20 protein-coding genes are annotated in these 24,675 nt (G+C 72.2%); 10 read left to right on the top strand and 10 right to left on the bottom strand.

Going from position 1 to position 24,675, the window contains the following annotated elements; genetic code table 11:
* Positions 1–2: 2 nt before the first annotated feature.
* Positions 3–1,100: an ABC transporter permease gene (locus WME97_RS41740; RefSeq protein WP_437546180.1), complete on the bottom strand. Its 1,098-nt coding sequence runs from the start codon at positions 1,098–1,100 to the stop codon at positions 3–5.
* 19 nt (positions 1,101–1,119) lie between these two features.
* Positions 1,120–2,154: a BMP family lipoprotein gene (locus WME97_RS41745; RefSeq protein ID WP_437546182.1), complete on the bottom strand. Its 1,035-nt coding sequence runs from the start codon at positions 2,152–2,154 to the stop codon at positions 1,120–1,122.
* Between the two features lie 402 nt (positions 2,155–2,556).
* Here WME97_RS41745 and WME97_RS41750 point away from each other — a divergent pair, with 402 nt between their 5' ends.
* The 5 genes from WME97_RS41750 to WME97_RS41770 all read left to right on the top strand — a co-directional run bounded on the left by WME97_RS41750 (position 2,557) and on the right by WME97_RS41770 (position 7,197).
* Positions 2,557–3,144: a hypothetical protein gene (locus tag WME97_RS41750; RefSeq protein ID WP_437546184.1), complete on the top strand. Its 588-nt coding sequence runs from the start codon at positions 2,557–2,559 to the stop codon at positions 3,142–3,144.
* Between the two features lie 5 nt (positions 3,145–3,149).
* A complete protein-coding gene (locus tag WME97_RS41755; RefSeq protein ID WP_437546185.1) occupies positions 3,150–4,445 on the top strand; it encodes a c-type cytochrome in 1,296 nt (431 codons plus the stop codon).
* Positions 4,446–4,640: 195 nt separating this feature from the next.
* Entirely contained in the window at positions 4,641–6,071 is a 1,431-nt protein-coding gene (locus WME97_RS41760) for a sensor histidine kinase (RefSeq protein ID WP_437555592.1), read from the top strand.
* 14 nt (positions 6,072–6,085) lie between these two features.
* Complete coding sequence (locus WME97_RS41765; protein WP_437546187.1) at positions 6,086–6,460, top strand: response regulator; 375 nt, start codon at positions 6,086–6,088, stop codon at positions 6,458–6,460.
* Between the two features lie 116 nt (positions 6,461–6,576).
* Entirely contained in the window at positions 6,577–7,197 is a 621-nt protein-coding gene (locus WME97_RS41770) for a DUF1349 domain-containing protein (RefSeq protein WP_437546188.1), read from the top strand.
* A 48-nt stretch (positions 7,198–7,245) separates the two neighbouring features.
* Here WME97_RS41770 and WME97_RS41775 read toward each other — a convergent pair whose 3' ends face one another.
* Positions 7,246–8,157, bottom strand: a complete 912-nt coding sequence (locus WME97_RS41775) for a LysR family transcriptional regulator (protein WP_437546190.1) — start codon at positions 8,155–8,157, stop codon at positions 7,246–7,248.
* Between the two features lie 141 nt (positions 8,158–8,298).
* Between WME97_RS41775 and WME97_RS41780 the strand changes: the two genes are divergently transcribed.
* From WME97_RS41780 to WME97_RS41790, 3 genes are all read left to right on the top strand, one after another.
* Complete coding sequence (locus WME97_RS41780; protein WP_437546192.1) at positions 8,299–9,069, top strand: SDR family NAD(P)-dependent oxidoreductase; 771 nt, start codon at positions 8,299–8,301, stop codon at positions 9,067–9,069.
* Positions 9,070–9,253: 184 nt separating this feature from the next.
* Positions 9,254–10,768, top strand: coding sequence for a hypothetical protein (locus WME97_RS41785; protein WP_437546194.1), 1,515 nt, complete (start codon positions 9,254–9,256; stop codon positions 10,766–10,768).
* 339 nt (positions 10,769–11,107) lie between these two features.
* A complete protein-coding gene (locus WME97_RS41790; protein ID WP_437546196.1) occupies positions 11,108–12,601 on the top strand; it encodes a hypothetical protein in 1,494 nt (497 codons plus the stop codon).
* A 70-nt stretch (positions 12,602–12,671) separates the two neighbouring features.
* Here WME97_RS41790 and WME97_RS41795 read toward each other — a convergent pair whose 3' ends face one another.
* Positions 12,672–13,145 (bottom strand): MarR family winged helix-turn-helix transcriptional regulator, encoded by a 474-nt coding sequence (locus WME97_RS41795; protein ID WP_231864492.1) that lies wholly within the window; start codon positions 13,143–13,145, stop codon positions 12,672–12,674.
* A gap of 191 nt (positions 13,146–13,336) precedes the next feature.
* On the opposite strand from WME97_RS41795, the gene WME97_RS41800 reads away from it, so the two are divergent.
* On the top strand, positions 13,337–14,503 hold the full coding sequence (locus tag WME97_RS41800; RefSeq protein ID WP_437546198.1) for a serine hydrolase domain-containing protein: 1,167 nt from the start codon (positions 13,337–13,339) through the stop codon (positions 14,501–14,503).
* A gap of 307 nt (positions 14,504–14,810) precedes the next feature.
* Here the strand turns inward: WME97_RS41800 and WME97_RS41805 are convergent, their stop codons facing one another.
* Positions 14,811–16,922: a substrate-binding domain-containing protein gene (locus WME97_RS41805; protein ID WP_437546200.1), complete on the bottom strand. Its 2,112-nt coding sequence runs from the start codon at positions 16,920–16,922 to the stop codon at positions 14,811–14,813.
* 272 nt (positions 16,923–17,194) lie between these two features.
* On the opposite strand from WME97_RS41805, the gene WME97_RS41810 reads away from it, so the two are divergent.
* Positions 17,195–17,488 carry a glucuronyl esterase domain-containing protein gene (locus tag WME97_RS41810; protein ID WP_437546202.1) on the top strand — a complete coding sequence of 98 codons (294 nt, stop codon included), beginning with the start codon at positions 17,195–17,197 and terminating at the stop codon, positions 17,486–17,488.
* 40 nt (positions 17,489–17,528) lie between these two features.
* On the opposite strand, the gene WME97_RS41815 is transcribed toward WME97_RS41810, so the two are convergent.
* The 5 genes from WME97_RS41815 to WME97_RS41835 are packed head-to-tail and all read right to left on the bottom strand — an operon-like array spanning position 17,529 to position 24,488.
* On the bottom strand, positions 17,529–18,638 hold the full coding sequence (locus WME97_RS41815) for a formylglycine-generating enzyme family protein (protein ID WP_437546204.1): 1,110 nt from the start codon (positions 18,636–18,638) through the stop codon (positions 17,529–17,531).
* On the bottom strand, positions 18,635–19,954 hold the full coding sequence (locus tag WME97_RS41820) for a radical SAM/SPASM domain-containing protein (protein ID WP_437546206.1): 1,320 nt from the start codon (positions 19,952–19,954) through the stop codon (positions 18,635–18,637). Before WME97_RS41820 ends, WME97_RS41815 begins: the two co-directional genes overlap by 4 nt.
* Positions 19,951–20,589, bottom strand: a complete 639-nt coding sequence (locus WME97_RS41825; RefSeq protein WP_437546208.1) for a hypothetical protein — start codon at positions 20,587–20,589, stop codon at positions 19,951–19,953. Before WME97_RS41825 ends, WME97_RS41820 begins: the two co-directional genes overlap by 4 nt.
* 33 nt (positions 20,590–20,622) lie before the next feature.
* Complete coding sequence (locus tag WME97_RS41830) at positions 20,623–21,546, bottom strand: response regulator (protein ID WP_437546209.1); 924 nt, start codon at positions 21,544–21,546, stop codon at positions 20,623–20,625.
* Complete coding sequence (locus WME97_RS41835) at positions 21,540–24,488, bottom strand: response regulator (protein WP_437546211.1); 2,949 nt, start codon at positions 24,486–24,488, stop codon at positions 21,540–21,542. Before WME97_RS41835 ends, WME97_RS41830 begins: the two co-directional genes overlap by 7 nt.
* Positions 24,489–24,675 lie beyond the last annotated feature (187 nt).

A 24,675-nucleotide genomic window follows, 5' to 3' on the forward strand; every position in this document is an offset into this window, starting at 1 on the left:
CGCTAGCCGCCCCACCCGCGCGTGAGCACGAGCCGCTCGTGCTCGCCCCGGACGCGGTAGATGCGCCTGACCAGGGCGTCCGCCGCGACGAAGAGCAGGATCAGCGCCTGGATGATGGAGATCACGTCGATCGGCACCTGCGTCAGGTACTGCATCCGGGTCGCGCCGCTGCGCATCACGCTGAACAGCAAAGCCGCCAGCACCGTCCCGCCGGGGTGCGCCTTGCCGAGCAGGGCGATGGCGATCGCGTCGAAGCCGTAGCCCTGCGAGAACCCGAGCTCGTGCCGGTGGTGCAGCGCGCTCACCTCGATGGAGCCTGCCAGCCCGGCGAAGGCGCCCGAGAGCGCCATGGTCGCGATCACGGTGCGGCTCACCCGCACGCCGGCGTAGCGCGCGGCGTCGGGGCTCTGCCCGGCCGTGCGGATCTCGAAGCCGAACGTCGTCCGCCGGAGCGCCCACCCGACGAGCGCCGCCGCGAGCAGGGCGAGCGGGAAGCCCCAGTGCAGCCGGAAGCCGTCCACGAGCGCCGGGATGCGCGCGCTCTCGTCGATGAGCGGCGTGCGGGAGAGCACGTTGGACGCGCCCGGATCCTTCATCGGGCCGTTCAGGAGGAAGCTGACCGCGTTGAGGGCGACATAGTTGAGCATGATCGTGCTGATCACCTCGTGTCCCCCGGCGCGCGCCTTGATCCAGCCCGGCACCGCGGCCCACAGCCCGCCCGCGAGCGCGCCGAGGAGCAGCGTCAAAGGGACGTGCAGCGCCGCGGGCAGGCCGCCGCCCACGAGCTGCGGCAGCCAGTGGCCCGCCCAGGCCGCGGAGAGCGCCCCGAGCGCGAGCTGCCCCTCCGCGCCGATGTTGAAGAGGCCGCCCTTGAGCGCCAGCGAGACCGACAGGCCGGCCAGGATGTACGGCGTCGCCCAGACGAGCGTCTCGCTCACCGCCCGCGGCGACCCGAGCGCGCCCTCGAGCATGCCGGCGTAGGCCTCGATCGGGTTGCCCCCGGCCAAGGCGATGAGGACGCCGCCCAGGACCATCGCGGTGAACACCGAGAGGGCCGGCAGGAGCAGCGGCCGGAGGGGCCGGATCAGCTTCTCTCGCATCCTCAAGAGCCCAGGGCGATCACGGCCCCTTGGCCGGCGGCACCGCCGTCTTGAGCGTCCCGTCGAGCAGCCCTTTCCGGAGCTCCTCCATCTTCGCCTTCACCTCGGCGGGGACCTTGGCGTCGAGATCGTGATACGGCGCATACCCGGACTTGCCCTGGAAGTTCCCCGACGGCAGCTTCCCCTCCTTGGCCGACTTGATGAGGTCGAAGGTGCCGTCGGAGATGAGCTTGACGGCGCTGGAGAGCAGGACCTTCTGGGCCTCGGGCACCGTGAAGTACTGGTCGGTGTCGACGCCGATGGCGTAAACGCCCTTCGTGGCCGCGCCGAGCAGCGCGCCGTTGCCCGTCTTGCCGCCGCCGCCGAAGACGATATCGACCCCCTTGTCGATCATCGAGACGGCGGTCGTCTTCCCCCACTCGGGATCGGTAAACGTCTTATCGAAGCCGACGTCGTTGTGATAGACGACGCTGAGCTCGATGTCGGGCTTGACGTGGCGCGCGCCGGCGCGGAAACCCTCCCCGAAGCGCCACACGGGCGGGACGGCGTCGGTGGCGAGCACGGCGCCGATCTTCCCCGTCTTGGTCATCATCGCGGCCAGCGCGCCGACGAGGAAGCCGCCGTGGTCCTCGGGGAAGACCAGGCCCACGACGTTCGGCTTGGTCGCGCTCTGGAACTGGTCGATGCCGATGAACTTGACGCCGCTGAACTGATCCGCCGCGGCGCGCGTCGCCTCCGTGAGCCCGAAGCCCGACGTGACGACCACGTCGTACCGCTCCTCGGCGAACGTCGCGATGTTCTTTGGGTAGTCCTTCGGATCCGTCGTCTCGATGTACTGCGTCGTGGCGCCGAGCTCCTTCTGCGCCCGCTGGAGCGCCTCCCAGGCCGACTGGTTGAACGACTTGTCGTCGATCTTGCCCATGTCGGTGACGAGGCCCACGCAGAACACCTCGGGGCTCGCGCAGTCGGCCTTCTTGCTGCTGCTGTTACACCCCGCGAGCGCGCTGGCGAGGGCCAGCAGGACCGCGATCGCGACGCGCCGCTTCTTCAACATGCCGGATCTCCTTGGAAGGCCCGCATTGGACACCGGGCCGCGCACCAAGGCAACCACCGTATCGCACCGGCGCACCTTTGCTCACACGGGCGCTCTCATCTGCTGCGCGGGAGCACGGCGAGCTGCGCTGGAGCACGGCGAGCTGCGCGGGAGCACGGCGAGCTGCGCGGGAGCACGGCGCGCCTCCCCTCGAGATCGCGATCGGGGGAGCAACATTTTTTCCTCGAGCGTTGTCACAGTCGATCGGCAGCGCCCGATGAGCGACGGGGCGCGCCGGCGCAGCCTTCCCGAGGAGGTCCTTCCATGAATGGTCCCGCCGTTCGATTCACGCTTTTTTGTGCACTCATCGCGTCTGCCGTCATCCCTTCGGCGGACGCGTCGGCCTGCGGTGGAGTCGAGATCATGCCCGCGATCGACCACCGCGTGATGGGGATCGCCCAGGCCGAGCAAACGCTTCACGACGGCCGGTTCACCGCGGCGGCGGGGAGCGTGATCCGGATGTTCCCCGAGATCCGGCGGATCTCCTATGACAAGGACCCGCTGATCAACCGGGCCTTCCGCGTCCTCGCGGTGGCCACCGCGCGCGCGGACGGGGCGCTCCAGGTCGGACCGCAGCTGCCGCGCGAGCTGCTCGAGACGTGGGGCGGGGCGTCGGCCGAGGAGCGCAAGGGGAACATCGACTGGTCGATCCGCGCGCTGCGCCGGCTGAACGAGCAGCGGAAGAACGATCCGGCGCTCCAGACCGACCTGGGCGAGGCGCTCGCCAGGGCGCCCGAGCACCGCGGCGAGGCGCTCAAGCTGCTCGGCGATCTGGCGGAGAAGGACCTGCTGACGAGCCCCGAGGCCTACGCGACGCTGGCGCGGCTGCGCGCGCTCTCGGGGGACAACGCGGGGCACGACGCCGCGGCCACCCGGTGCGAGACGATGGCGCAGAACAAGGCGCTCTGCCGGACGAGCGGCGCTGTCGGCGCGGTCGGACCGCAGAGCTGACGCCGATGCGCGCCCGTCCGCTGCTCGCCCTGCTCGCGGCGCTCGCCTCGGGCGCCGCGGGGTGTACCTCCGAGGACGCGCGGGGCCCCGCGATGGCCGCGGCGCCGCGCGCGAGCGGCAGCGGCGCCGGGGCGGCCGCTCCGGCCGCCGTTGCCGCGGCGCCGGCCGGCGATCCGGCGCGCGGGGAGCGGCTCGTCGCGGAGCTCCAGTGCAACCGCTGCCACGACGGGACCGGGCAGGCGCCCGCGGCGCGCGACGCCCACTGCGTCCAGTGCCACCAGGACATCGCGGCGGGCCGGTTCCAGGCGCCGGCCGCGGCCATGAAGCGGTGGAACGAGAACCTCGTGCAGCTGCGCGACGTGCCGTCGCTCGCCGCCGCCGGCGACAGGCTGCGCCGCGACTGGATCCGCGCCTTCTTGCTGTCACCGCACGACGTGCGCCCGCGCCTGCACGCGACGATGCCGCGGCTCCCGATCGGGCCCGAGCAGGCGAGCGATATCGCGGCCTACCTCACGCGCGATCGCCGCGATCACCGCGAGGGGCGCGAACGTCCGAGTGCGTCGCTGGAGGGCGCGAGCGCGGCCCGGGGGCGCGAGCTCTACGAGGCCAAGGGGTGCGGGACGTGCCACGCCTTCTCCGGGGCGGCCGGGGTGACGGCGGTCGCGCCCGTGAAAGGGATGGAGAAGGAGACGCGCGCCGCGATCGCCCTGGCGCCGGATCTGAGGCACGCGCGCGACCGGATGGAGCCCGCCGATCTCGCCGCGTGGGTGCTCGACCCCGCGGCGATCAAGCCGGGGACGCCGATGCCCCAGGTGCCGATGTCGCCCGCCGAGGCGCGGGACATCGCGGCCTTCGTCACGACCGCGGAGCTCTCGCCGCGGGCGCCGGCGAGCGCGCCCGAGCGGCTGCCGCTGCTGTCGCGGCGGGTGACGTACGCCGAGGTGGATCGCCGGGTGTTCCGCGTCACGTGCAGGCACTGCCACTCCGAGCCGGATTACGCGCTCGGCGACGGCGGGCCCGGGAACACGGGCGGCTTCGGGTTCAAGCCGCGCGGGCTGAACCTCGCCACGTACGAGGGGATCGCCGCGGGCTACATCGACGATCAGGGCGAGCGGCGGAGCGTGTTCTCACGCGGGCCGGACGGCGCCCCTCGCCTCGTCGCCGCGCTGCTGGCGCGGCAGGCGGAGGAGGCGGGCCACGCGGCTCCGGCGGTGCGCGGGATGCCGCTCGGGCTGCCCGCGGTCGGGCCGGAGGAGATCCAGCTCGTCGAGAGCTGGATCGCGCAGGGGCGGCCGCAATAGCGAACGAGCGGGAGGGGGCGATCGCCAGGGTCGCTCCGGCCTTGTCGTGGTGCCCCCCTTGCTTCCACGGTGACACCGAGGAGGTGGCCAGTGCCTCGGTGGTCTCAACGCGCTCAGCACGCGGGCTCGCCTCCGAGCGGCGGAGGCAACGGGCCTCCGGGGAGGATGTCCATCGGAAGGCGTCTTTCCTTGCTCGTGTTGAGTCAGCTGATCCTGGCCGCCCTGGGCATCACGATGTCCATCGTCGCGCTCAAGCGGCTGGCCATCGAGACAGCCTACCTGCGTCACTATGTCTTCCAGCCGTTCGTCGTCATCAGCAGCGGTATCGAGTCATCGAACGCGCTCTATGCCCTGCTCGCTCGCCCGCCGTCGGACGTCTCGGTGGAGGTCCGGGAGCCCATGATGCGGCTCCGCTCCTTCATCGATCGGTACCAGCGCGATTGGTTGACAGCGACCTCGACCCTCCCGGAGGCCATCCACCTCCGCGCTGCGCTCGCTCGGGCCGGTGAGCTCGTGCTCCTGGAGGAAGAGCGCGAGGCGGCGGACACCATCGCCGCCGTCGTGATGCACCTCGAGCGCACGACCGGGCTCATGGGTCCAACGCCCGCGCCGCACGTGCGGCGCGCCGACGTGGAGCACCTCAGCGACGCCCTCGTCAAGCTGCACAGGATCAACCTGCGCTACATGGAGGTCGCTTACGACGCGTTCGACCACATCCGGCGGCGCATCCTCCTCGTCTTCATGGCCGTCGGCCTCGGGGGCGTCACGGCGGCGTCGCTCTTCGGCCTCGCGGTGCGCCGCGCGATCGCGCCGCGCATCCACCGGATGGTGACCGCCGTCCAGCGCTTTCGCGAGCGCGGCGTCTACGAGCCGCTCGGGGACCGGGGGGACGACGAGCTCGCCGTGCTCGCCCACACGCTGAACACGAGCTTCAAGGCCATCGCCGAGCGCGACAAGGATCGCGACCGGTTCCTCGCCGTCGCCGCGCACGAGCTGAAGACGCCGCTCACCACCATGAAGGGGTTCTCGCAGGTCGCGCTCACCCACCGGAACGACACGGCCATCCGCGAGCGCGCCCTCACGATCATCGATCGCCAGGCGACGCGCCTCGGCCGCCTGGTCCAGGATCTCCTGTGGTCGGCGCGCATCTCCGGAGGCGAGCTCCCCTTCAAGCCCGAGGCGATCGACGTCGAGGAGCTCGCCCGCCGCGTGATCGGGGAGTTCGAGCTCGTGGCCAGAGATCACAGCATTCGCCTGGTACCCCGGGGAGACGCGCACCTCCTGGGCGATCCAGCGCTCGTCGAGCAGGCGCTCTGGAGCCTGCTCGTCCAGGCCGTGTCCGTCGCGCTGGAGCGCGATCCGGTGCTCGTCACGATCGACGCCGGCTCCGCCGCGCGCGTGCTCATCACGATCGAGGTCCGGGGCGGGAAGGATCTCCCGGAGGACCTCGAGAAGCTGCTGGAGCCCTTCGCCGTCGTCGCGTTCGAGGGGCGGCGTGACCAGCCGCGCAGCACGGGCATCGGCCTCCACCTCGTCCAGGGGATCGCCCGGCTCCACGGCGCGAGGTTCTGGATCGAGCGGAGGGCCGGTGACCTCATCGTCTTTTCACTGGAACTGAGGCGCTAGCGAGCAGAGGGAACATGCTGCGAAACCGCGTGCTGGTCATCGACGATGACCCCGATTTCCGGGAGCTCGTCGCCCTCAGCCTGAACGGGTGGGGGCTCCATTGCCTCCAGGTCGCCGACTGCGCCGAGGCGCTCCCGCTCCTCGAGCGCGAGCGCGACGGGCTGCGGGCGGTGCTGTGCGACTACTTCATGCCAGGGCTCTCTCCCAGCGTCTGCGCGAAGGCGATCCTCGCGCGGGTCGATCCGGCGGTGCGCGTGGTGCTCGTGAGCGCGGCGGTGGACGTCTCGGCGCTGGCCGCGGAGCTCGGGCTCGCGCGGTTCCTCCCCAAACCCTTCGATCTCGACCAGCTCCACGACGTGGTGCTCGGCCCGCACGAGCCCGCCGCGTGAGCGGCGCGGCCGGTGGCAGCGGGGCGCACCCGGACGCGGCGCGCTCCGTGGTAGCCTCCCGGCCCTCGCCGCGCGCGGGCGGACCGCGCGCCGTGCGGCGCTCGGAGGTCTGCGTCATGACAGGACAGCTTCTGGAAGAGGGCTTTACCAACCCTGGAATCGATCCGCGGCTCACGTGGCGCAACCCGCCGGCGCGCTGGGCGGTGGCGCCGGAGCGGGGCGCGCTCGTCGTCGAGCCCGCCGCGAAGACGGACTACTGGCAGCGGACGCACTACGGCTTTCGCAACGACAACGGGCCTTTCCTCTTCACCCGCGCCGGCGGCGACTTCGTGATGACCTGCCATGTGCGGTTCCGGCCGGCGCACCAGTACGATCAGGCAGGGCTCATGGTGCGGATCGCGGAGTCGTGCTGGCTGAAGACGTCGGTCGAGTTCGAGCCGGACGGCCCGAGCCGGCTCGGCGCGGTGGTGACGAACGCGGGCTACAGCGACTGGTCGACCCAGCCGTTTCCCTCGGATCGCCGCGAGATCTGGCTGCGCGTCCGGCGGGAGGGGCCGGATTACCTCGTCGACAGCTCGGACGACGGCGCGGCGTGGACGCAGATCCGCATGGCCCACCTTCACGAGGACGACGGGGCGCGCGAGGTGGAGTGCGGGCTCTACGCTTGCAGCCCGCTGGGCGAGGGCTTCGTGGCGGAGTTCGATCTGCTGCGGATCGCGCCGGGGCGCGCGGCGTGAGCCCTCGAGTCGTCGAGCGGGAGGGCTCGCCGTCCGGGAGCGCTCGGATCAGCGGTCGAGCGCCTCGAGGTGCGAAGAGAGCACCTCGGTGATCCAGCTCATCACCGCGCGCACGCGGCGCGGCACGCTCCTGCCGTGCGTGTGGAGGAGCGAGACGGGCATCGGCGCGCAGGTGAGGGAGGGCAAGACCTCGACGAGCTCACCCGCGGTGATGCTGGCGAACTTGCCTACCCGCGGCGCCTGGATGATGCCCAGGCCCGCCACACACGCCGCGAGATAAGCGTCAGCGCTGTTGACCGTCACCACGCTGCGCATCGGCCACTCGCGGTAACCGCCGTCGTGGGGGTACTCGAACGACGGCGCTTCGGCGCCGAGCGTCGACGAGTAATGCACGAGGAGGTGCCGATCGAGATCCTCGATCCGGCGAGGCGCACCGTACTGCCGCAGATAGGACGGGCTCGCGAGGTTCACCATCCGCAGGACGCCGAGCCTGCGGCCGACGAGCCCGTCGCCCCCCGGGGCGCCGACGCGCAGGACGCAGTCGAAGCCCTCGCGGAGCGGCTCGACGCGCCGATCGGTCGTGCTGAGGAGCACCTCGAGCTCGGGGTGGCGCGCGAGCAGCTCGGGCAGGCGCGGGATGATGACGTCGCGCGCGAAGTTCACCGGCAGATCGATCCGCACCCGCCCGCGCAGGCCCCGCGCGGCCTGGAACATCGCGCCGAGCTCGTCGGCCTCGAGCGCGAGGCGCCGCGCCCGCGGGAGGAGCTCCTCCCCGTCCGGCGTGAGGCGCACGACGCGCGTCGACCGCTGGAGGAGCCGGGTGCCGAGCTCGGCCTCCAGGGCCTTCAGCCGCAGCGACACGCGCGCCTTGGGCATGCCGAGGTGCTCGCCGGCGCGCGTGAAGCTGCCGAGCTCCGCCACCTTCACGAAGATCTTCAGCGATCCGACGTCGACGGTCATTGTTTCGATTGGCGAAACAGTGTGTCGGAGCCTCGCGCCTTCCGCAACCGGGATCGGATCGCTATTCACTCTCGCAGACAGCGGCGAGCAGCCGCCACGGACAGCGGCGAGCCGCCGCGTCGCCATCGAAAGGACCCGACCATGAGCACATCCAAGCGTAGCCCCGTCGCCCTCGTCACCGGCGGAAGCCGCGGGCTCGGAAAGAGCATGGCGCTCCACCTCGCGGATCGCGGCGTGGACGTCATCATCACCTACCGCGGCGCCGCGGCCGAGGCGGCGGATGTGGTGAAGCAGATCGAGGCCAAGGGGAGGACGGCGGCGGCCATCGCGCTCGATCTTGGGAGCACCCGCGGATTCGACGCGTTCGCCGCCGCGGTGAAGGCGGAGCTCGCCGGTCGCTTCAAGCGCGATCGCTTCGATTACCTTGTGAACAACGCCGGCATGGCCGGCCACGCGAGCTTCGCCGAGACGACCGAAGAGCAGTTCGACGCGCTCATGAACGTCCACTTCAAGGGCACGTTCTTCCTCACGCAGAAGCTCCTTCCGCTCATCGCGGACGGCGGGCGGATCCTCAACGTCTCGTCGGGGCTCACGCGGTTCAGCTTCCCGGGCTACGCCGCCTACGCCGCGATGAAGGGCGGGGTGGAGGTGCTCACCCGCTACCTGGCGAAGGAGCTCGGACCGCGGAAGATCGCGGTGAACACGCTGGCGCCCGGCGCGATAGAGACCGACTTCGGGGGAGGCGTCGTTCGCGACAACGCCGAGCTGAACAGGATGATCGCCGCCCAGACCGCCCTCGGCCGGGTCGGCCTCCCCGATGACATCGGCAGCGCGGTCGCCGTGCTGCTCTCGCCCGAGGGCCAGTGGATCACCGGCCAGCGCATCGAGGCGTCAGGCGGCATGAACCTCTGAGGCGCTCCGAGCTCGCGGCAGGCGCGTGATCGTCGGGCCCGCGCCTGCAACGAGGGCAGCGAACACCACGAGCATTCCGACACAGAACGGCACAGGCCATCGAGCGTAACCGGGGCTTTTGCGAAGGAGCGCGACTGGCACATTTGGTGCTGAGTGGCAGCGCATCGCAAGGAGGCGAGCGCTCATGAGCAGGGAATTGCCTAACCATATCCTTCGAATCCTCGGGATCGGCATGCTCGCCGGCCTGTCGGTGACGCTCGGGTGCCAGGGAGAGACCAGCGTGCCAGCTGGCACAGGAGGGGCCGGCGGCGCCGGGGGTGAGGGCGGCGCCGGGGGTGAAGGCGGCGCGGGCGGTCAAGGCGGCGCGGGCGGTCAGGGCGGCAGCCCGGAGACGTGCGAGTCGCGGCGGGGCGACCACGACGACGCCTGTCCCGCGGACGCGCCGTGCGCGATCACGCTCGACGTGGAGGTGACGTGCGCCGGGCACGACTTCGCAGCGGGCGGGGTGCGGGCCGTTCCGGCGGCGGGCGCGACGTACCTCGTGACGAGCAGCAACGCCCCGACGCGGCTGTTCGAGCTCGACGGCGGCGGGGCGACGCAACGCGACTTCGACGTGCAGTCCAATACCGTGAGCGTGGCGCTCTCGCCGGACGGAAGGGCGTACGCCGCGGTGGATGAGACGCAAGGCCCCGGTGACGGCTACCCCGGCGGTGTCGTGTTCCTGCCGCTCGCCGGAAGCGCGGCCGACAAGCAGATGGTGTTCGATCGCGACGACAAATACGTGCCGGTCATCGATGTCGCGGTGGACTCCCAGGGCGAGCCGCACATCTGGATCCTCACGGACGCGCCGGAGCTCGTCGAGCACGCGACGCGCACGTCCGGCGGCGCCTGGGACGTCGCGCCGGCGAGCCAGCTGGCCGACAGCGGTTGGCCCCGCTTCGTCCTCGCGCCCGACGACGCGCCGCTTTCGTTCGGCATGGTCCAAGCGGGCTCCGGCAGCTGGCAGCTCCAGGTGCTCGACGGGGCCACGGAGCAGAGCCTTGGCGCTCCGGTCCCCGAGAGCTCGCCGATCCGTTACGAGCCCGTCCTGCCGCCGAAGCCCGCCGCTCAAGCGACGATCCCGCGCTTCGCGGCGGTCGTGCAGCACCCCGACGGGCTGCGGCTGGCGAGCGCCGGCGACGGCGAAGTCGCGATCCCCGGCACAGCGACGCCGGCGTACAGCTGCCAGCGCGGCTTCGGCGACTCCCCGTCGCCGGGCTGCCCGGCCGACTGCCACGAAGTGACCTCCGGGCTCGAATGGTCGGCCTTCTCGGCCGCGCGCACGAGCGACGGCGACGTGTGGATAGCATTCCTGATCAGCCACCTCGACTGGACGATCGCCTACGAGGTGCAGAACGCCGATCTGCCGACGTGCGTCGGCAACATCGCGGCGGACGCGAGCCGCGGCGAGCTGCGCCTCGTGCGCGTGCCTGCCGCCGGAGGCGCGCCCGAGGTCGCTGTGACGCTGCCGCTCCCCGCGATCGCAGGCGAGAGCCATTTCAGCGATGTGTACCAGCGCCACCCGCTCGTCGATGTCTCCGCGTTCGGCACGGAGCTCACCGTGGCCATGCGCACGCAGGCGTCACGCGTGGGGCCCTTCACGGCCCGCGTGCTGCGCGTCGACACATCGCTCCTCGCGCCCGCCGCGCCAGGCGACTGAGACGCGCGCCGCACATCGACGCATCGGTCCTCGACTCCACGAGCGCAGCCGCCGGATCGGATTCGGGCGCGCCACGGCTGGCGGAGCCGGCGCGAGGACAGGAGATCGAGCCCTCCAGATATCGAGCCCTCCAGATCACGATCGAGCTCCGGCAGCTCGACAGGGAACCACGGCTGCGCCTCGTTCCGAATGCGCATTTTGACACAGAACGACACAAGCCATCGCGTGGGACATCGGCTTTTGCGCGAAAGATCGACTGGCATGTTTGATGTTAAGTGCCAGCGCATCGCAGGGAGGCGATCACTCATGCGCCAGGAATTGCAAATACACATCTTTCGAATGCTTGGGACCGGCATGCTCGCCGGCCTGTCGGTCACGCTCGGGTGCCAGGGCGATACCACCGCGCCAGCTGACACGGGAGGGGCCGGTGGCACCCAGGATCAAGGCGGCGCGGGCGGTCAAGGCGGCGCGGGCGGTCAGGGCGGCGCGGGCGACGCCCCGGCGACGTGTGAATCGCGGCGAGGCGATCACGACGATGCCTGTCCCGCGGACGCGCCTTGCGCGATCACGCTCGACGTGGAGGTGACGTGCACCGATGCCACGTTTGCAGCGGGCGGGGTGCGGGCCGTGCCGGCGGCGGGCGCGACATACCTCGTGACGAGCAGCAACGACCCGACGCGGCTGTTCGAGCTCGACGACGATGGGGCGACGCAACGAGACTTCGACGTGCAGTCCACTACCGTGAGCGTGGCGCTCTCGCCGGACGGAAGGGCGTATGCCGCGGTGGATGAGACGAACGGCAGCGGTGACGGGTATCCTGGCGGTGTCGTGTTCCTGCCGCTGGCCGGCAGCGCGACGGAGAAGCAGGCGGTGTTCGATCGCGACGACGGCCACGTGCCGGTCCTCGATGTCGCGGTGGACTCCCGGGGCGAGCCCCACCTCTGGATCGACACGGGCGCGCCCGACAGCGTCGCGCACGCGACGCGCACGTCCAGCGGCGCCTGGGACGTCGCGCCGGCGAGCCGGCCGAGCGGCAGCGATTACACCCGCTTCGCCCTCGCGCCCGACGACGCGCCGCTGGCGTTCGGGCTCGTCGAACCGCTCCCAGGGGACCGGCAGCTCACGGTGCTCGACGGCACCACGGAGCGGAGCCTTGGCGCCCCGGACTCCGCGAGCTTCCTGCTCGACTACGAGCCCGTACCGCCGCCGCAGCCCGCCGGACATGCGACGCTTCCGCGCTTCGCAGCGGTCGTGCAGCACACCGACGGGCTGCGGCTTGCGAGCGCCAGCGAGGACGGCGGCTTCGACGAGGTCGCGATCCCCGGCACCGAGACGCCCACGTACCGCTGCCAAGTCGGCGTCGACGGCCCACTTCCGGGCGCTACGAGCTGCCCGGCCGAATGCCACATGGTGGCCTCCGGGCTCGAATGGTCGGCCTTCGCGGCCGCGCGCACGAGCGATGGCGACGCGTGGATCGCGCTCCTGATCAGCCACATCGACGAGACGCTCACGTACGAGTTGCAGGACACCGGTCTGGACCGGGTGTGCGTCGGCCACACCGTGGCAGACGAGAGCCGCGGCGAGCTACGCCTCGTGCGCGTGCCTGCCGCCGGAGGCGCGCCCGAGGTCGCTGTGACGCTGCCGCTCCCCGCGATCGCAGGATGGAGCTACTTCAACGATCTGCACGAGCAGCACCCGCTCGTCGATGTCTCCGCGTTCGGCACGGAGCTCACCGTGGCCATGCGCACGCAGGCGTCACGCGAGGGGCCCTTCACGGCCCGCGTGCTGCGCATCGACACCTCGCTCCTCGCGCCCGCCGCGCCAGGCGACTGAGACGCGCGCTGCACATGGACGCGTCGGTCCTCGACCCGGCCGCGCAGCCGCCGGATCGGATCCGGGCCGCCTACGGCTGGCGGAGCCGGCGCGAGGACAGGAGCTCGAGCCCTCCCGTGCGCTCCGCGATGCGCTGGAGCGACGCGAGCAGCGCGCCGGCCTGCTCCTCGCCGAGCAGCGCGCGGAGCCGCCTGTTCACCGCGGCGCGCGCGGCGCGCCCCGCCTCGACCGCCGCCCACCCGCGGTCGGTGAGCTCCACGAGCCGGTTGCGCTGGTCGTCCTCGGCGACGCGCCGGCGCACGTAGCCGAGCTGCTCCAGCTCCGCCACCGCCTTCGAGGCGCCCTGCGCCGTGATGCCGAGCCGCTCCGCGAGCTCCCTCACCTTCACCGGCCCCGGGACGAGGTGCTGGAACACGTATCCATGGCTCGGCCGGAGATCCCCGTGGCCGGCCCGCTCCACGCGGCGCATCACCTCGTCGCTGTTCGCGGCCGCGATTGCGGCGAAGAGCAGCACGAGGTCCTCGTCCGGGCGCGCAGGCTTCACGGCCGGAGCGTGTAACCCGCAACCGAGGTTGCGCAAATGACGTTGACGGCCGCGGGCGGCGGCCCTATTCATCAACCAAGGTTGCGCAATATAGGTTGCGCATCATCGGGGTCGGGCGCGAAAGGGCCGGGCGGCTCGCCCGCGCGCGCCCGGGCCCGTGCTGCCCCGAGGAAGGGACGAAGGGACGAGCGATGCACCTCGCCATCCATGGCTCCTGCGACCCGGCGTTCGCGCCCGTGCGCGCGGCGTTCGCCTCGAATTTCGAGCGGTTTCCCGAGCTCGGGGCCGCCGTGTGCGCCGCCGTGCGCGGCCGCGTGGTCGTCGACCTCTGGGCCGGCTTCCGGGACGCGGCGAAGACCTTGCCGTGGCGCTTTGAAACGATCGTGAACGTCTTCTCGGCGACGAAGGGCGCCGTGGCGCTGTGCGCCCACGCGCTCGCGGAGCGGCGCGCGCTCGACGTGGACGCGCCGGTCGCCGCCGCCTGGCCGGAGTTCGGCGCGGCCGGCAAGGGGCGCGTCCTCGTGGCCCAGCTGCTCGACCACAGCGCCGGCCTGCCGGCGCTCCGCGCCGAGCCGAAGGAGGGCGCGCTCTACGACTGGCAGGCCATGACCGCCGCCCTCGCCGCGGAGGAGCCGTTCTGGGAGCCGGGCGCCCGGCACGGCTACCACGCCGTCACGTTCGGCTTCCTCGTGGGTGAGGTGATCCGGCGCGCGAGCGGCCAGCGGGTCGGCGCGTTCCTCCGGGAGGCCGTCGCGGGCCCGCTCGGCCTGGACTTCCACATCGGCACCGGCGCCGAGCACGACGGGCGGATCGCCGAGGTGCCCCCGACCGTCGCGAGCCCGAACGGCCTGGGCGGCGCGTTCGGCGCGAGCTTCCGCGACCCGGCGTCGCTCACCTCGATGGCCTTCACCAGGCCGCGCGACCTCGTGTCGCCGGGCCTCGTCAACACCGCCCGCGCCCGGCGCGCGGAGATCCCCGCGCTGAACGGCCACGCGAACGCGCGCGCGCTCGCGCGGATGTACGGAGCGCTCGCGAACGGCGGGGCCCTCGCCGGCACCGCGCGCGTGCTGTCGCCGGAGGCGGTCGAGGCCGCGCTGGCGGAGCGGTCGGCCGGGCTCGACGCCGTCCTCCTCGCGGAGAGCCGGTTCTCGCTCGGGTTCATGCTGCAGAGCGCCCTGCGCCCCTTCGGGCGCGGCCCGCGGACCTTCGGCCACCCCGGCGCGGGCGGCGCGCTCGGCTTCGCCGACCCCGACGCGGGGCTCGGGTTCGGCTACACGCCGAACCAGACGATCGCGAGCGGCCAGGGCGGCGATCCGCGGTGGCCGGCGCTGATCGAGGCCGTGTACTCGTGTCTATGAGCGCTGATCCCGCGCGGCCTGGGCGCGTGCGTGGTCTCGCGAGCGAAGAGAGAGCTCAACGCAAAGACGCCAAGAGCGCAAAGGCGCAAAAATGCACGAATCGCTCTGATTTGCGGCTTTGACGTCGAAGCCATTCGCGAGCTCGTCACCCACACATACGAAATCGGGGAACAGAGCGCGCTGTACGTCCGCCGGCTGGACGAGCGCCTGCACCGATCTCATCAAGGACTGTTCCGAGGCGCGCATCGTCGTTCACGGCTTTCCATTGTCAACGCTGACCTGCACCGGAGTTCAAGCATACCGGCGATCAGGCGATGCGCGCCGCGCCGCGCCTCGCGCCGCCAGGGCGGAGCCCTCCTGTCGTCAGCTCGTGAAGGGCTCCCGCCAGCGACGAGTACGTGGCCAGACTGCCTAGCTCCACGTCCACGAGGCTCCTGGCGAGCTCGGGGCGCACGCCGACCAGGAAGAGGCGCGCGCCGAGCAGGGCGACCGCGCGGCTCGTCTGGCCCAGCGCGTGGGCGACCTGGGCGTCCACCGCTGGCACGCCGGTGATATCGAGCAACACGAAGCGCGCCTCATACCGGCCCACCCCCTCGACCACGGCCGTGAGCACCTGGAGGGCGCGGTCCCGGTCGATCGCGCCGATCAGCGGCACGAGCAGCACGCCGGGCAGGAGCGGGATGAGCGGGCAGCCGAGCTCGCGCACCGTCTCCGAGAGCGTCCGCTCGCTCGCATAGGCCATCTGCAGCGCCGCGTTCTTCGCCGAGAGCGACTGGACGAGCTCGCCGCGCTCGAGGGCCGCGGCGAGCAGCGACGCCCAGACCCCGACGGTGCCCTCGTCGCCGGCCAGCTCGCGGAGGGTCGGCCCCATGAGCGCCACGACCCCCCAGTCGCGCCGCTCGGTGCGGATCGGCAGCAGCATCATCATGAGCGCGCCGCTCGCGGCCGCGGGCGGCAGCAGGTGCTCCGGCGGAAACGCCTCCAGCCGATGGCGGCCGCCGATCGGGGGCGTCGCGCTGCCGTCACGGCTGTAGACGCCGGCGACGACGAGCGTCTTCGCGTCCTCCCGGAGCGCAAGGCAGGCCCAGGTCGCGCTGGTCTTCGCGAGCCATGAGAGCGACATGGACTCCTCCTGGGAGCCGCTGACCAGCGCGAGTCCCACGTCGTGATTGGACCGCACGAGCATCCCGAGCTGCGCCACGAACTCGGCCTCGACGCTGAGCCGAGCCCGCGCGATCGAGAGGTGCGCGCCGTCCAGGAACGACTCGACCCGCTGCGCCGACGCCGCATCCCCGCCCAGCCGCTCGCGGCGCCGCTCGTGGGACCGGCGGAGCAGGCGCACGATCGCCATCAAGGTGCCCATATCGGAGGAGATGTCGACGGCCTGTTTGTAGGCGCGCTCCAGCGCCTTCGCCGGAGGGGGCGCGGCGCCCTCGATCGCCGCCTCATACGCCTCGAGCACCAGGGCGACCCCCGGCCATACCGCGGCAGGCGGTGTATCGGGCGCCAGGGGCCGGGGCGCGAGGAGCAGCTCGACCATCCGTCGATCCAGGTCGCCGCCGCCGTGCTCCCGCGGCGCCGCGTCCTCGTCGAGGAAGGTCTGGACCACGTCGCATCCGCACGAGATCCGCGGGATCAGCGTGTTCGGCGTGAGCACGAGCTCTGGCAGAGCCGTCTCGCCGGAGAGCATCGAGATGACGAGCTCACACGCGGCGCTCCCCAGCATCTCGAACTGCTGGCGCACCGTGGTCAGCGGTGGGTCGGAGGTCTGCGCCTCCGGCACATCGTCGAAGCCGACGATCGCCAGCTCCTCGGGGATGCGGACGCCCGCCGCCTTCAGCGACGGCATCATCCCGATCGCGTTCTTGTCCGTCCCGAAGACCGCAGCCGTGCACGCGTTCCGCCGCGCGATGAGCTGCGGGGCAGCGTTCTCGCCGCCTGTATACCAGTTGTCGTCGGTCCGGATGACCAGCTCCGGGTCGAGCGGTATCCCCGCCTCGGCGAGCGTCTCTCGGTAGGCGTCGAAGCGCTCGCGCACATCGGACTCGTGGAAGCAGCCGACGAACGCGATGCGCCGGTGACCGTGTCCGATCAGATGGCGCACCGCGCCCCGGATCCCGCTGTGGTTGTCCGGGATCACCGACGGGCAGTTGCCCTTGTGGACATGGGTGCCGACGACGACGAGCGGGACCCGCGCGGCAGCGAGCTGCTCGATGCCGTCCACCCCGATCACGACGATCCATCCATCCACCTGTTCTCTGGCGAGCGAAGGGGCCTGGAGCGAGGCGGCCGTGCCGCGCATCACCAGCATGCGACAGCCGTGCTTTCGCGCCGCCTCGTGGATACCCGTCAGGACCGGGTTCCAGAACGAGCCGTCCAGGTAGGGGGTGATGACGCCCACGGTCATCCCACGTCGCATCCCATGAACGCCTGTACCGCCGGGGGGCGGCTCTGCAAGGCGATTCACATCACGCGTCGAGCGGCCGGCATCTCCTCCCGTCGTTTGCTGTCCGGCCGCGCCATCTCCCTGGACCGGGCCGTCCGATCTGCCACCCCGCGGCTCTGGCAACCCGACTTCACTGCCCCGGCTACCCTCGACCATCACACCGCTCTCCCTGCTCCCCCGTCCCACGGCTGCGCGCGCTTGTCCAGCCTTACCATGATCCGGACGGGCTCTTCTGCGACGCCTCGATGTCGAATCACTGGCTCGCCAACGATTTCGATCCATTCGTGCTGAACGCTAACGCTACCAATCTTCCCATCGATCCCCATGAACTGGTCGCCATGATCGCGCCACGCAGCCTGCTTGTCCTCGACACCCCGCGCCAACGTCAGTTGAGCGCGCCCAGCCGGCCATACAACCGTCCTTGCAGGGACGGAGGTCTATGCCGCGCGGGGAGAACATTCACACCATGTCGAACATCGCCAACCAGCGACATTGCACGAACCCCGGAGAACGACCTCACGACGGATGGAGGCGACTGAGGAAACCCATAACAGCGGAGCGGCGCCCGCGGCGCAGGGCTCACCGCGCGGCGCCCGCGACGCGGCACAGCCGGAAGCCGATCGTGGGATCGCCGCGCAGATCCGGCGGGCTCCCCATCCGGAACGAGACGCGCACGGCCCACGCGCAGTCGGCCCAGGAGCCGCCGCGCAGGACGCGCTGCTTCGCGGTGGCCGGCCCGCCCGGGTCGGCGCGCGGGCTCTCGGCGTAGTAGCGCGCGTCGTACCCGTCGCTCGTCCACTCGCGGACGCCGCCGCTCATGCCGAACAGGCCATATCCGTTGGGCGGCAGGCTGCGCGGCGGCCGGATCGAGAACGCCTCGAACCTTTCGAAATCGCAGAGCGCCGAGGAAGGCGGCCCGTCGCCCCAGGGATAAGGCCGGCCGACGAGCCCGCCGCGCGCGGCCTTCTCCCACTCCGCCTCGGTCGGCAATCGGTAGGTGATCCGGTCCCCGGAGAGCGCCTTGCCGAGCGCCGCCGCCTGATCCCACCGGACCGCGACCATGGGCTTCTGATCGTAGGTCCACGGGCGCGCCGGATCGCCGCGCGCGACCTCTCCGAACAGCGCGGACGCCGGCATGACGCGGCCACCTGATTGCCACTCGACGTCCGGCGCGTGAGCGTGCCAGTCGCTCGCCGCGACCGTCTCGCTCTCGCAGTATTGCCGGCGGATCTTGCCGTCGTTGTGGAGGCTGAACGCCGCCGCGTCGATCTCGCCCTTCTTCGTGGGCCTCGCAGGGGGCCCACCGCCCGGCGGGGGCGGCCAGCCGAGGAGCGCATGGTACGCGGCCCAGGTGATGGGGACGTCGGTGATCCAGAACGCGCCGAGCTCCACCGAGTGCACGGGCCGCTCGTCGGGATCGCCGTCGCCCGCCCCCATCAGGAACGGGCCCGCAGGGACGTAGCGGAACACGAGGCCGTGCTCCTCGATCTGGAGCCGATCGAGGAGGCGGCCGCGCGCCTCGGCGAGCTCCATGTCCCCGGGTGCGAGGCCGAACGCGGCGTCGCACGCGGTGGCGGCCAGCTCGAGGCGCCCCTCGCCCGCGAGGCGCGCGGCGAGGGAGAGGAGCTCTGCGGCCGAGGGGAGCTCGCGGTCCGCGGACAGGAGCCAGCTCGCGTCGGGGGCGCTCACGGGAGCTCCCTCTGCGCGCGCAGCACGGTGAGCGGGTTTCTGCGCTGCGGCGCCGCCTCGTGCTGCGCGAGCCACGGATCAGGGGCGTTCACGTCGCCGGCCATGACGAGCGAGCGGGCGCGGCAACCGCCGCCGAAGGAGGCGGTGCCGGCGCCGTCGCCGGGCAGGCCGCGGATGGCACGGAAGCGCTCGCTATCGCGCCAGATCTGCTCGAAGGGGGCGCGGCGGAGGTTCTCGGCGACGAAGCCGGGGCCGAGGAAGCTGCACGGGTTCACGTCGCCGCCGACCGAGATGGAGCACACGGTGTTGCCCGCGCCGCAGCCCCAGTTGTCGTGCACGACCGCCCGCGTCTCGCTGCGGCTCTTCGGCGAGAAGGGGTCGATCGCGCGCGCGGCCGTGGCGCGGCCGTCGCCGGTCGCGCCGAGCGTGAAGAGGGCGCCGAGGGCCGCCTCGTAGTCGTCGAACGAGGGCCACAGCTCGGCGCGCGACTCGGCCGCCCCCACCGGGTAGAGCGGCCGGAACACCGCGGTGTGCGCGCCGGCGGCCGCGGCCAGCTCGGCGAACGCCGCGGCCTCGGGCGCGTTGTGGCGCATGACGGTGAACGCGAGCGAGAAGCGCGCGTGCTCGCGGAGCATCGCGACCTTCTCCAGCACGCGCGCGAACGTGCCCTCGCCGCGGACGACGTCGTTCGTCGCGGCCGTGGCGCCGTCGAGGCTGACGTTGAGCCACACGAGCGAGCGCTCGCCGAGCTTCTTCGCGGTCTCCTCGGTGAGGAGCAGCGCGTTCGTGGTGAGGCACGGGTGCAGGCCGTGCGAGGTCGCGAGATCGAGGAGGTCGAACAGATCCTTGCGGAGCAGCGGCTCACCGCCGGTGAGGCCCAGCCGGAACGAGCCGAGGCGCGCCAGGGAGCCGAACAGCACGTCCAGCTCGGCCAGGGTGAGCGGCGGCTCTCGGCGCGGGAGCTCGCCGGCGAAGCAGTGCGAGCAGGCGAGGTTGCACGCGGCGACGACCTCGAGGTGCACGGCCAGCGGCCCGGTGAGGTGACCTTCGGGCGGCGCCACGTCGAGCGCGACGCCGTCGAAGAAGAGGTCATGCGTGAAGAAGGCCCGCTCGTAGAAGACCGAGGCGAACGCGGCGAGCGCGCCGCGGCGCTCGGCCGGCGCGGCGTCGACGATCGCGCCGATCGGGGTCTCGCGGGCGCGGAGCAGGATGCCGGTGGTCTCGTGGTCGAACGGCAGGTAACGCGACGCGCGGCGATCGAACACGGTCGACCCGAAATGCTGCGGGACGAGGACGAGCGGCGGGCGCGCGGTCACGGCCCGCCCCCGAGGTCGACGTCGAACGAGCACCGGACCCAGACGTCGCCCCGCGCGTCCGGCAGCCCCACGATGCAGGCGCCGGTCTTCAGGACCTCCTGGAGGTGCCAGCCGGCGCTGCTCTTCGTGGCCGCCTTCACAGGCGCGAGCGCGCGCCACCCGCGCTCGTCGAAGCCCGGCAGCTTCCACGCGTCGCCGCCCGGGTCGCCCGAGGTCCCGACGATCGCCGCGCCGGCCCCCGAGAGGACGTCGAGCCGGCGCCCGATCGACCTGTCGCGCGTGGGCTCCAGCGCGGCGCGAGGCTCGGTCTCGTCGGAGTAGCGCAGGGAGAGCGCGAGATCGGCGGGCGCGTCGCCCTCGTGGCGGAGCGCGATCGCCAGGACGTGCGCGCCCGGGCGCGCGTCGATCCGGCTCGATCGCACGGGCGCGCCGTCGAAGAAGACCTCCGCGCCGCGCGCCGTCCAGATGCGCAGCGTGAGCGGCAGCGCCTCCTGCGGGTCGATCCAGCGGAGGATGCCGCCGCCGCACCCCGCCGGGACCTCGCAGCTCGAGTAGTCCTCGAGCACGAGGCGCTCCGACGATTTCTCGTAGCGCGCCAGGTCGTTGACGACGAGGTCTCTCTTCTTCTCGGCCACCCGCCGAGGCTAACAGGCCGCGTCGCGACCGCGTCAGCCGCCGTCGTCGCCCGGCTCGCCGCCGGCCCCCGGCGAGCGGCACTTCATCACCATGCGGATCTCGTTGCCCTTCTCGTTGTGCCGCACCTCGTCCATGAACGTGCGGATCAGCATCAGGCCGCGGCCGCTCGGCTTGTCCAGGTTGGCGAGATCGGTCGGATCCGGCAGGTTGCGCGGGTCGAAGCCGGGCCCCTCGTCGCGCACCACGTACGTCGCCTCGGTGCGCGTCTCGCGCGCCACGACGACAACGCGCCGATCCCGGTACGGGCTCTCCGCCCGGCGGCGCTCGACGAGCGCGGAGAAGGCGCTCGGCTGCTCGTCGAGCAGCGTCGAGCTGACCTCGAGGTTGCCGTGCACGATGGCGTTCACGAGCGCCTCGCGCAGCGCCACCGCGACCTGGATCCGGCCCGTCTCGTCGCACAGCCGCATCCGCCCCAGGCTCTGCTCGACGTGGCCCACCAGCGCGGGGACCTTCGCCACGTCGTTGTCGAGCTCGAAGTGGGACTCGGTCGCCGTCAGGCATGAGAGGAGCTGCTGCTCCCGCCGATCGAGCCGCGCCACCGCGAGGACGTTCTCGACCGTGTTCACGAGCTCCGCCGCGAGGTTCCGCTTCGCGACGTAGCTCGCGGCGCCGCGCCGCAGCGCCTGCACCGCGATCTCCTCGCTGCCGTGCGCCGTCATCAGGATCACCGGGAGGTACGGGTGCTCGCGGCGGATCGCCTCGACCAGCTCCAGGCCGTCCATCTCCGGCATCTGGAGATCGGTCAGCACGATCTCGGGCATCGACCTGGCGATCGTCTCGAGCGCCTCGACGCCGTTCTCGGCGTACACGGGCTCCATCCCGGCGCGCTTCTTGAGCAAGCTCCCGGAGAGGCGCCGATCCATCGGGGAGTCGTCCACCACGAGCACCCTCACCATCGCGTCACCTCGCTATCAGAGCGCCGCTCGCCCTGCACCGGCGGCGCCGGGTCCGCCGGCGCGCCCTCGCGCACGAACGCGGCGAGCTCGGGGAGCAGGCGCTCGATCTGCGCCCGCAGCGCGAACTGCGCCTCGGCCAGGCTGCCGAGCTCGTTCGCGCGCGCCATCTTCTCCAGCGCGAAGGAGGCCTCGAACGCGCCCCGCGCGCCGAAGCTGTCGACCCCGCCCTTCAGGCTGTGCGCGGCCCGCTGGAGCTTGCGGGCGTCGCCGGCGGCCACCGCGTCGTCGATGTCGCCCATCCAGCGCGGGCACTCCTCCAGGAAGACCTCGGCGAGCTCGCGCAGGAGGTCGGCGTCGCCGCCCGTCCGCTCCAGCGCCTTCGTGCGATCGAACATCGGCCGGGCCGCGATCGAGGAGGGCGAGGGCAGGAGCCGCTCCTCCGATCGGGTGCTCGGCGGCCCGCTGTCGGACGCCGGCGAGGGCGCCGACGTGTACGAGCTCGGCGCGCCGAGCGACATGCGCGCCGGGTCCTCGATCTCCAGGGCAGAGGGCCCGGCGGCCAGCCGGTCGATCATGTCGTAGAGCTCGTCGACCTGCACCGGCTTCGACAGGTAGCCGTCGAAGCCGGCCCGGAGGCAGCGCTCGCGGTCGCCCTTCATCGCGTACGCGGTCACGACGATGAGCGGCATGTGCCCGCCCTCGCGGCGCTCGCGGGCCCGGACGACCCGCGCGACCTGGAGGCCGTCCATCTCGGGCATCTCCACGTCGAGCAGGGCCACGTCGTACTGCCCGCCCGCGATCTTCTCGACGGCGAGGCGGCCGTTCTCGACGATGTGCACGTGGTGGCCCTGCCGCTCCAGCCAGCGGCGCATCAGCTTCTGGTTGATCGCGTTGTCCTCGGCGACGAGCACGCGCAGGCCGCGCGCGCGCGTCCCGGGCGCGGCGCGGCGCGGGTCGGCCGACCGGAGCGAGGTCCGCGTCGGGACGCCGAAGGCGTGGAACACGGCCTCCTGGAGGTGGGACGTCTTCACGGGCTTCGTGACCATGGCGAAGACGCCGAGATCGCGGCAGCGCGCGACGTCCGCCTGCGCGGACGTCGAGCTGAGCAGCATGAGGACGCGCCCCTTCAAGATCTCGCGCTTCCGGCAGTGCTCGACCACGGCGAAGCCGTCGACCTTCGGCATGCGGGCGTCGACGATGGCGAGGCCGAACGAGCTGCTCGGCCCGACCGCGTTGCCCCCCGGCTTGCCCCAGGGCAGCGCCCACACGCCCGAGTCCTCCGAGAGCGCCGCGATCGCCGCCGCCCCCGAGTCGACGGGGACCGCCTTCATCCCCCAGCCCTCGATGGTCTCGGCGAGGATGCGCCGCGCGGTCGCGTTGTCGTCGGCGATGAGGACCTTCGTGCCGAGGAGGTCCTTCGGGATCTCCAGGCGGCGCGACCGGGCGGCGCCATCGAGCGCGCGGAGCTGGAGGGTGAAGTGGAACGTGCTTCCCTTGCCGACCTCGCTCTCGATCCAGATCTTGCCGCCCATCATGTCGACGAGGCGGGCGCAGATCGTGAGGCCGAGCCCCGTGCCGCCGTACTTGCGGGTGGTCGAGCCGTCGGCCTGGGCGAACGCGTCGAAGACGAGCCGCTGCTTGTCCGGGGCGATCCCGATGCCCGTGTCGATCACGCTCACGCGCAGCACCACGGCGTCGCCGAGCGCCTCGCCCGCGTAGAGGCTCGGCGTGCCCTGGCTGTCCGCGCTGGCCTCCTCCTCGGCGGTGGGGGGCGCGCGCGAGACGACCTCGGCGCGGACGACGACCTCGCCGGCGTCGGTGAACTTCACCGCGTTGCTCACGAGGTTGACGAGGACCTGGCGCAGGCGCAGCGGATCGCCGACCAGCGCCTCGGGCACGTCGGGGCCGACGTCGTAGGCGAGCTCGAGCCGCTTCTCGTGGGCGCGGAGCGCGAGCGTCTTCACGGCGTCGCCGATGATCTCGCTCGGGTCGAAGACGACGGGCTCGATCTCGAGCTTGCCGGCCTCGATCTTCGAGAAGTCGAGGACGTCGTTGATGATGGAGAGCAGCGCGTCGGCCGAGATCTTGACCATCTCGAGGTACTCGCGCTGCTCCGGGGTGAGCTCGGTCTGGAGCGCGAGCGACGTCATGCCGATGATGCCGTTCATCGGGGTGCGGATCTCGTGGCTCACGCTGGCGAGGAACTCGCTCTTCGCGCGGCTCGCTGCCTCGGCGGCCTCCTTCGCCTGCTGGAGCTCCTCCTCGACCGCCTGGCGCTGCATGAGCAGGGCGCGCAGGCTCGCGGAGTGCTCGCGCTCGTTCTCGAGCGAGGCCTCGCCCATGGCGTCCGCGCGGCGCTTGGCGATGCTCGCCATCACCGCCATGGCGGGGGTGGTGACGGCGTAGACGATGACCCGGAGGAGGTTGTCTTCGTCGTACGATAAAAGGACGCCATCCTTGGAGAAGTAGAGCGCGAAGAAGACGCACGAGATGAGCGCCGTGACGATGCCGCTCCAGAGGCCGCCGCTGAACGCCGCGAAGACGATGATCATCGAGAGGATCGCGGGCGGGTTCGGGACGGTCCAGTCGAGCGCGGCCTCGAGCGTGGCGACGGCGCCGATGACGAGCAGCGCGAGCAGGGGGCCGAGCAGCGGGAGCACGAACTTCTCCCACGAGGGCCGGCTGAGGCGCCGCTGCAGCGCGGTGGGGAGCGGCAGGAACGTGCCGCGGCCGTCGGCGTCGCCCAGCGACGGGCGGGGCTCGCCGCCCAGCGACGGGCGAGGCTCGCCGCCCAGCGACGGGCGGGGCTCACCGCCCAGCGACGGGCGAGGCTCGCCGCTCAGCGACGGGCGGGGCTCGCCGCCCACGCCCACCGATGCGCGGGGGTCCGCGTGAGCGGTCCCCGGCGCGGCGGCGGGCGGGGGATCCTCGGCCTTCGGCATGGCTTCATGGAGATAGCGGGGTCGCGATCGGGCGTCCACGGCCGCGAGGGCCGGGTCCCATGAACGGGCGGCGCCCGGGCACGGCGGGCAAGTAGGAGGGACGCCCCTCGGCCCCGAGCAGCACGAGGCCGGGCAGCGCGGGTCGCGTCGCCGGCGGACGCGGCGCTGGCGGCCCGCGCCGCCGTGG

Origin of the sequence: Sorangium sp. So ce367 (genome assembly GCF_051520455.1) — a bacterium.
In the GTDB taxonomy this organism is placed as follows: Bacteria; Myxococcota_A; Polyangia; order Polyangiales; family Polyangiaceae; genus Sorangium; species Sorangium cellulosum_B.

Coding starts and splice junctions, on each gene's coding strand:
- WME97_RS41785 (WP_437546194.1), top strand. CDS start 9,254: ATGAGCAGGGAATTGCCTAACCATATCCTTCGAATCCTCGGGATCGGC.
- WME97_RS41835 (WP_437546211.1), bottom strand. CDS start 24,488: ATGCCGAAGGCCGAGGATCCCCCGCCCGCCGCCGCGCCGGGGACCGCT.
- WME97_RS41805 (WP_437546200.1), bottom strand. CDS start 16,922: ATGCGACGTGGGATGACCGTGGGCGTCATCACCCCCTACCTGGACGGC.
- WME97_RS41830 (WP_437546209.1), bottom strand. CDS start 21,546: ATGGTGAGGGTGCTCGTGGTGGACGACTCCCCGATGGATCGGCGCCTC.
- WME97_RS41800 (WP_437546198.1), top strand. CDS start 13,337: ATGCACCTCGCCATCCATGGCTCCTGCGACCCGGCGTTCGCGCCCGTG.
- WME97_RS41740 (WP_437546180.1), bottom strand. CDS start 1,100: ATGCGAGAGAAGCTGATCCGGCCCCTCCGGCCGCTGCTCCTGCCGGCC.
- WME97_RS41770 (WP_437546188.1), top strand. CDS start 6,577: ATGACAGGACAGCTTCTGGAAGAGGGCTTTACCAACCCTGGAATCGAT.
- WME97_RS41780 (WP_437546192.1), top strand. CDS start 8,299: ATGAGCACATCCAAGCGTAGCCCCGTCGCCCTCGTCACCGGCGGAAGC.
- WME97_RS41775 (WP_437546190.1), bottom strand. CDS start 8,157: ATGACCGTCGACGTCGGATCGCTGAAGATCTTCGTGAAGGTGGCGGAG.
- WME97_RS41810 (WP_437546202.1), top strand. CDS start 17,195: ATGTCGAATCACTGGCTCGCCAACGATTTCGATCCATTCGTGCTGAAC.
- WME97_RS41750 (WP_437546184.1), top strand. CDS start 2,557: ATGCCCGCGATCGACCACCGCGTGATGGGGATCGCCCAGGCCGAGCAA.
- WME97_RS41755 (WP_437546185.1), top strand. CDS start 3,150: ATGCGCGCCCGTCCGCTGCTCGCCCTGCTCGCGGCGCTCGCCTCGGGC.
- WME97_RS41745 (WP_437546182.1), bottom strand. CDS start 2,154: ATGTTGAAGAAGCGGCGCGTCGCGATCGCGGTCCTGCTGGCCCTCGCC.
- WME97_RS41765 (WP_437546187.1), top strand. CDS start 6,086: ATGCTGCGAAACCGCGTGCTGGTCATCGACGATGACCCCGATTTCCGG.
- WME97_RS41790 (WP_437546196.1), top strand. CDS start 11,108: ATGCTTGGGACCGGCATGCTCGCCGGCCTGTCGGTCACGCTCGGGTGC.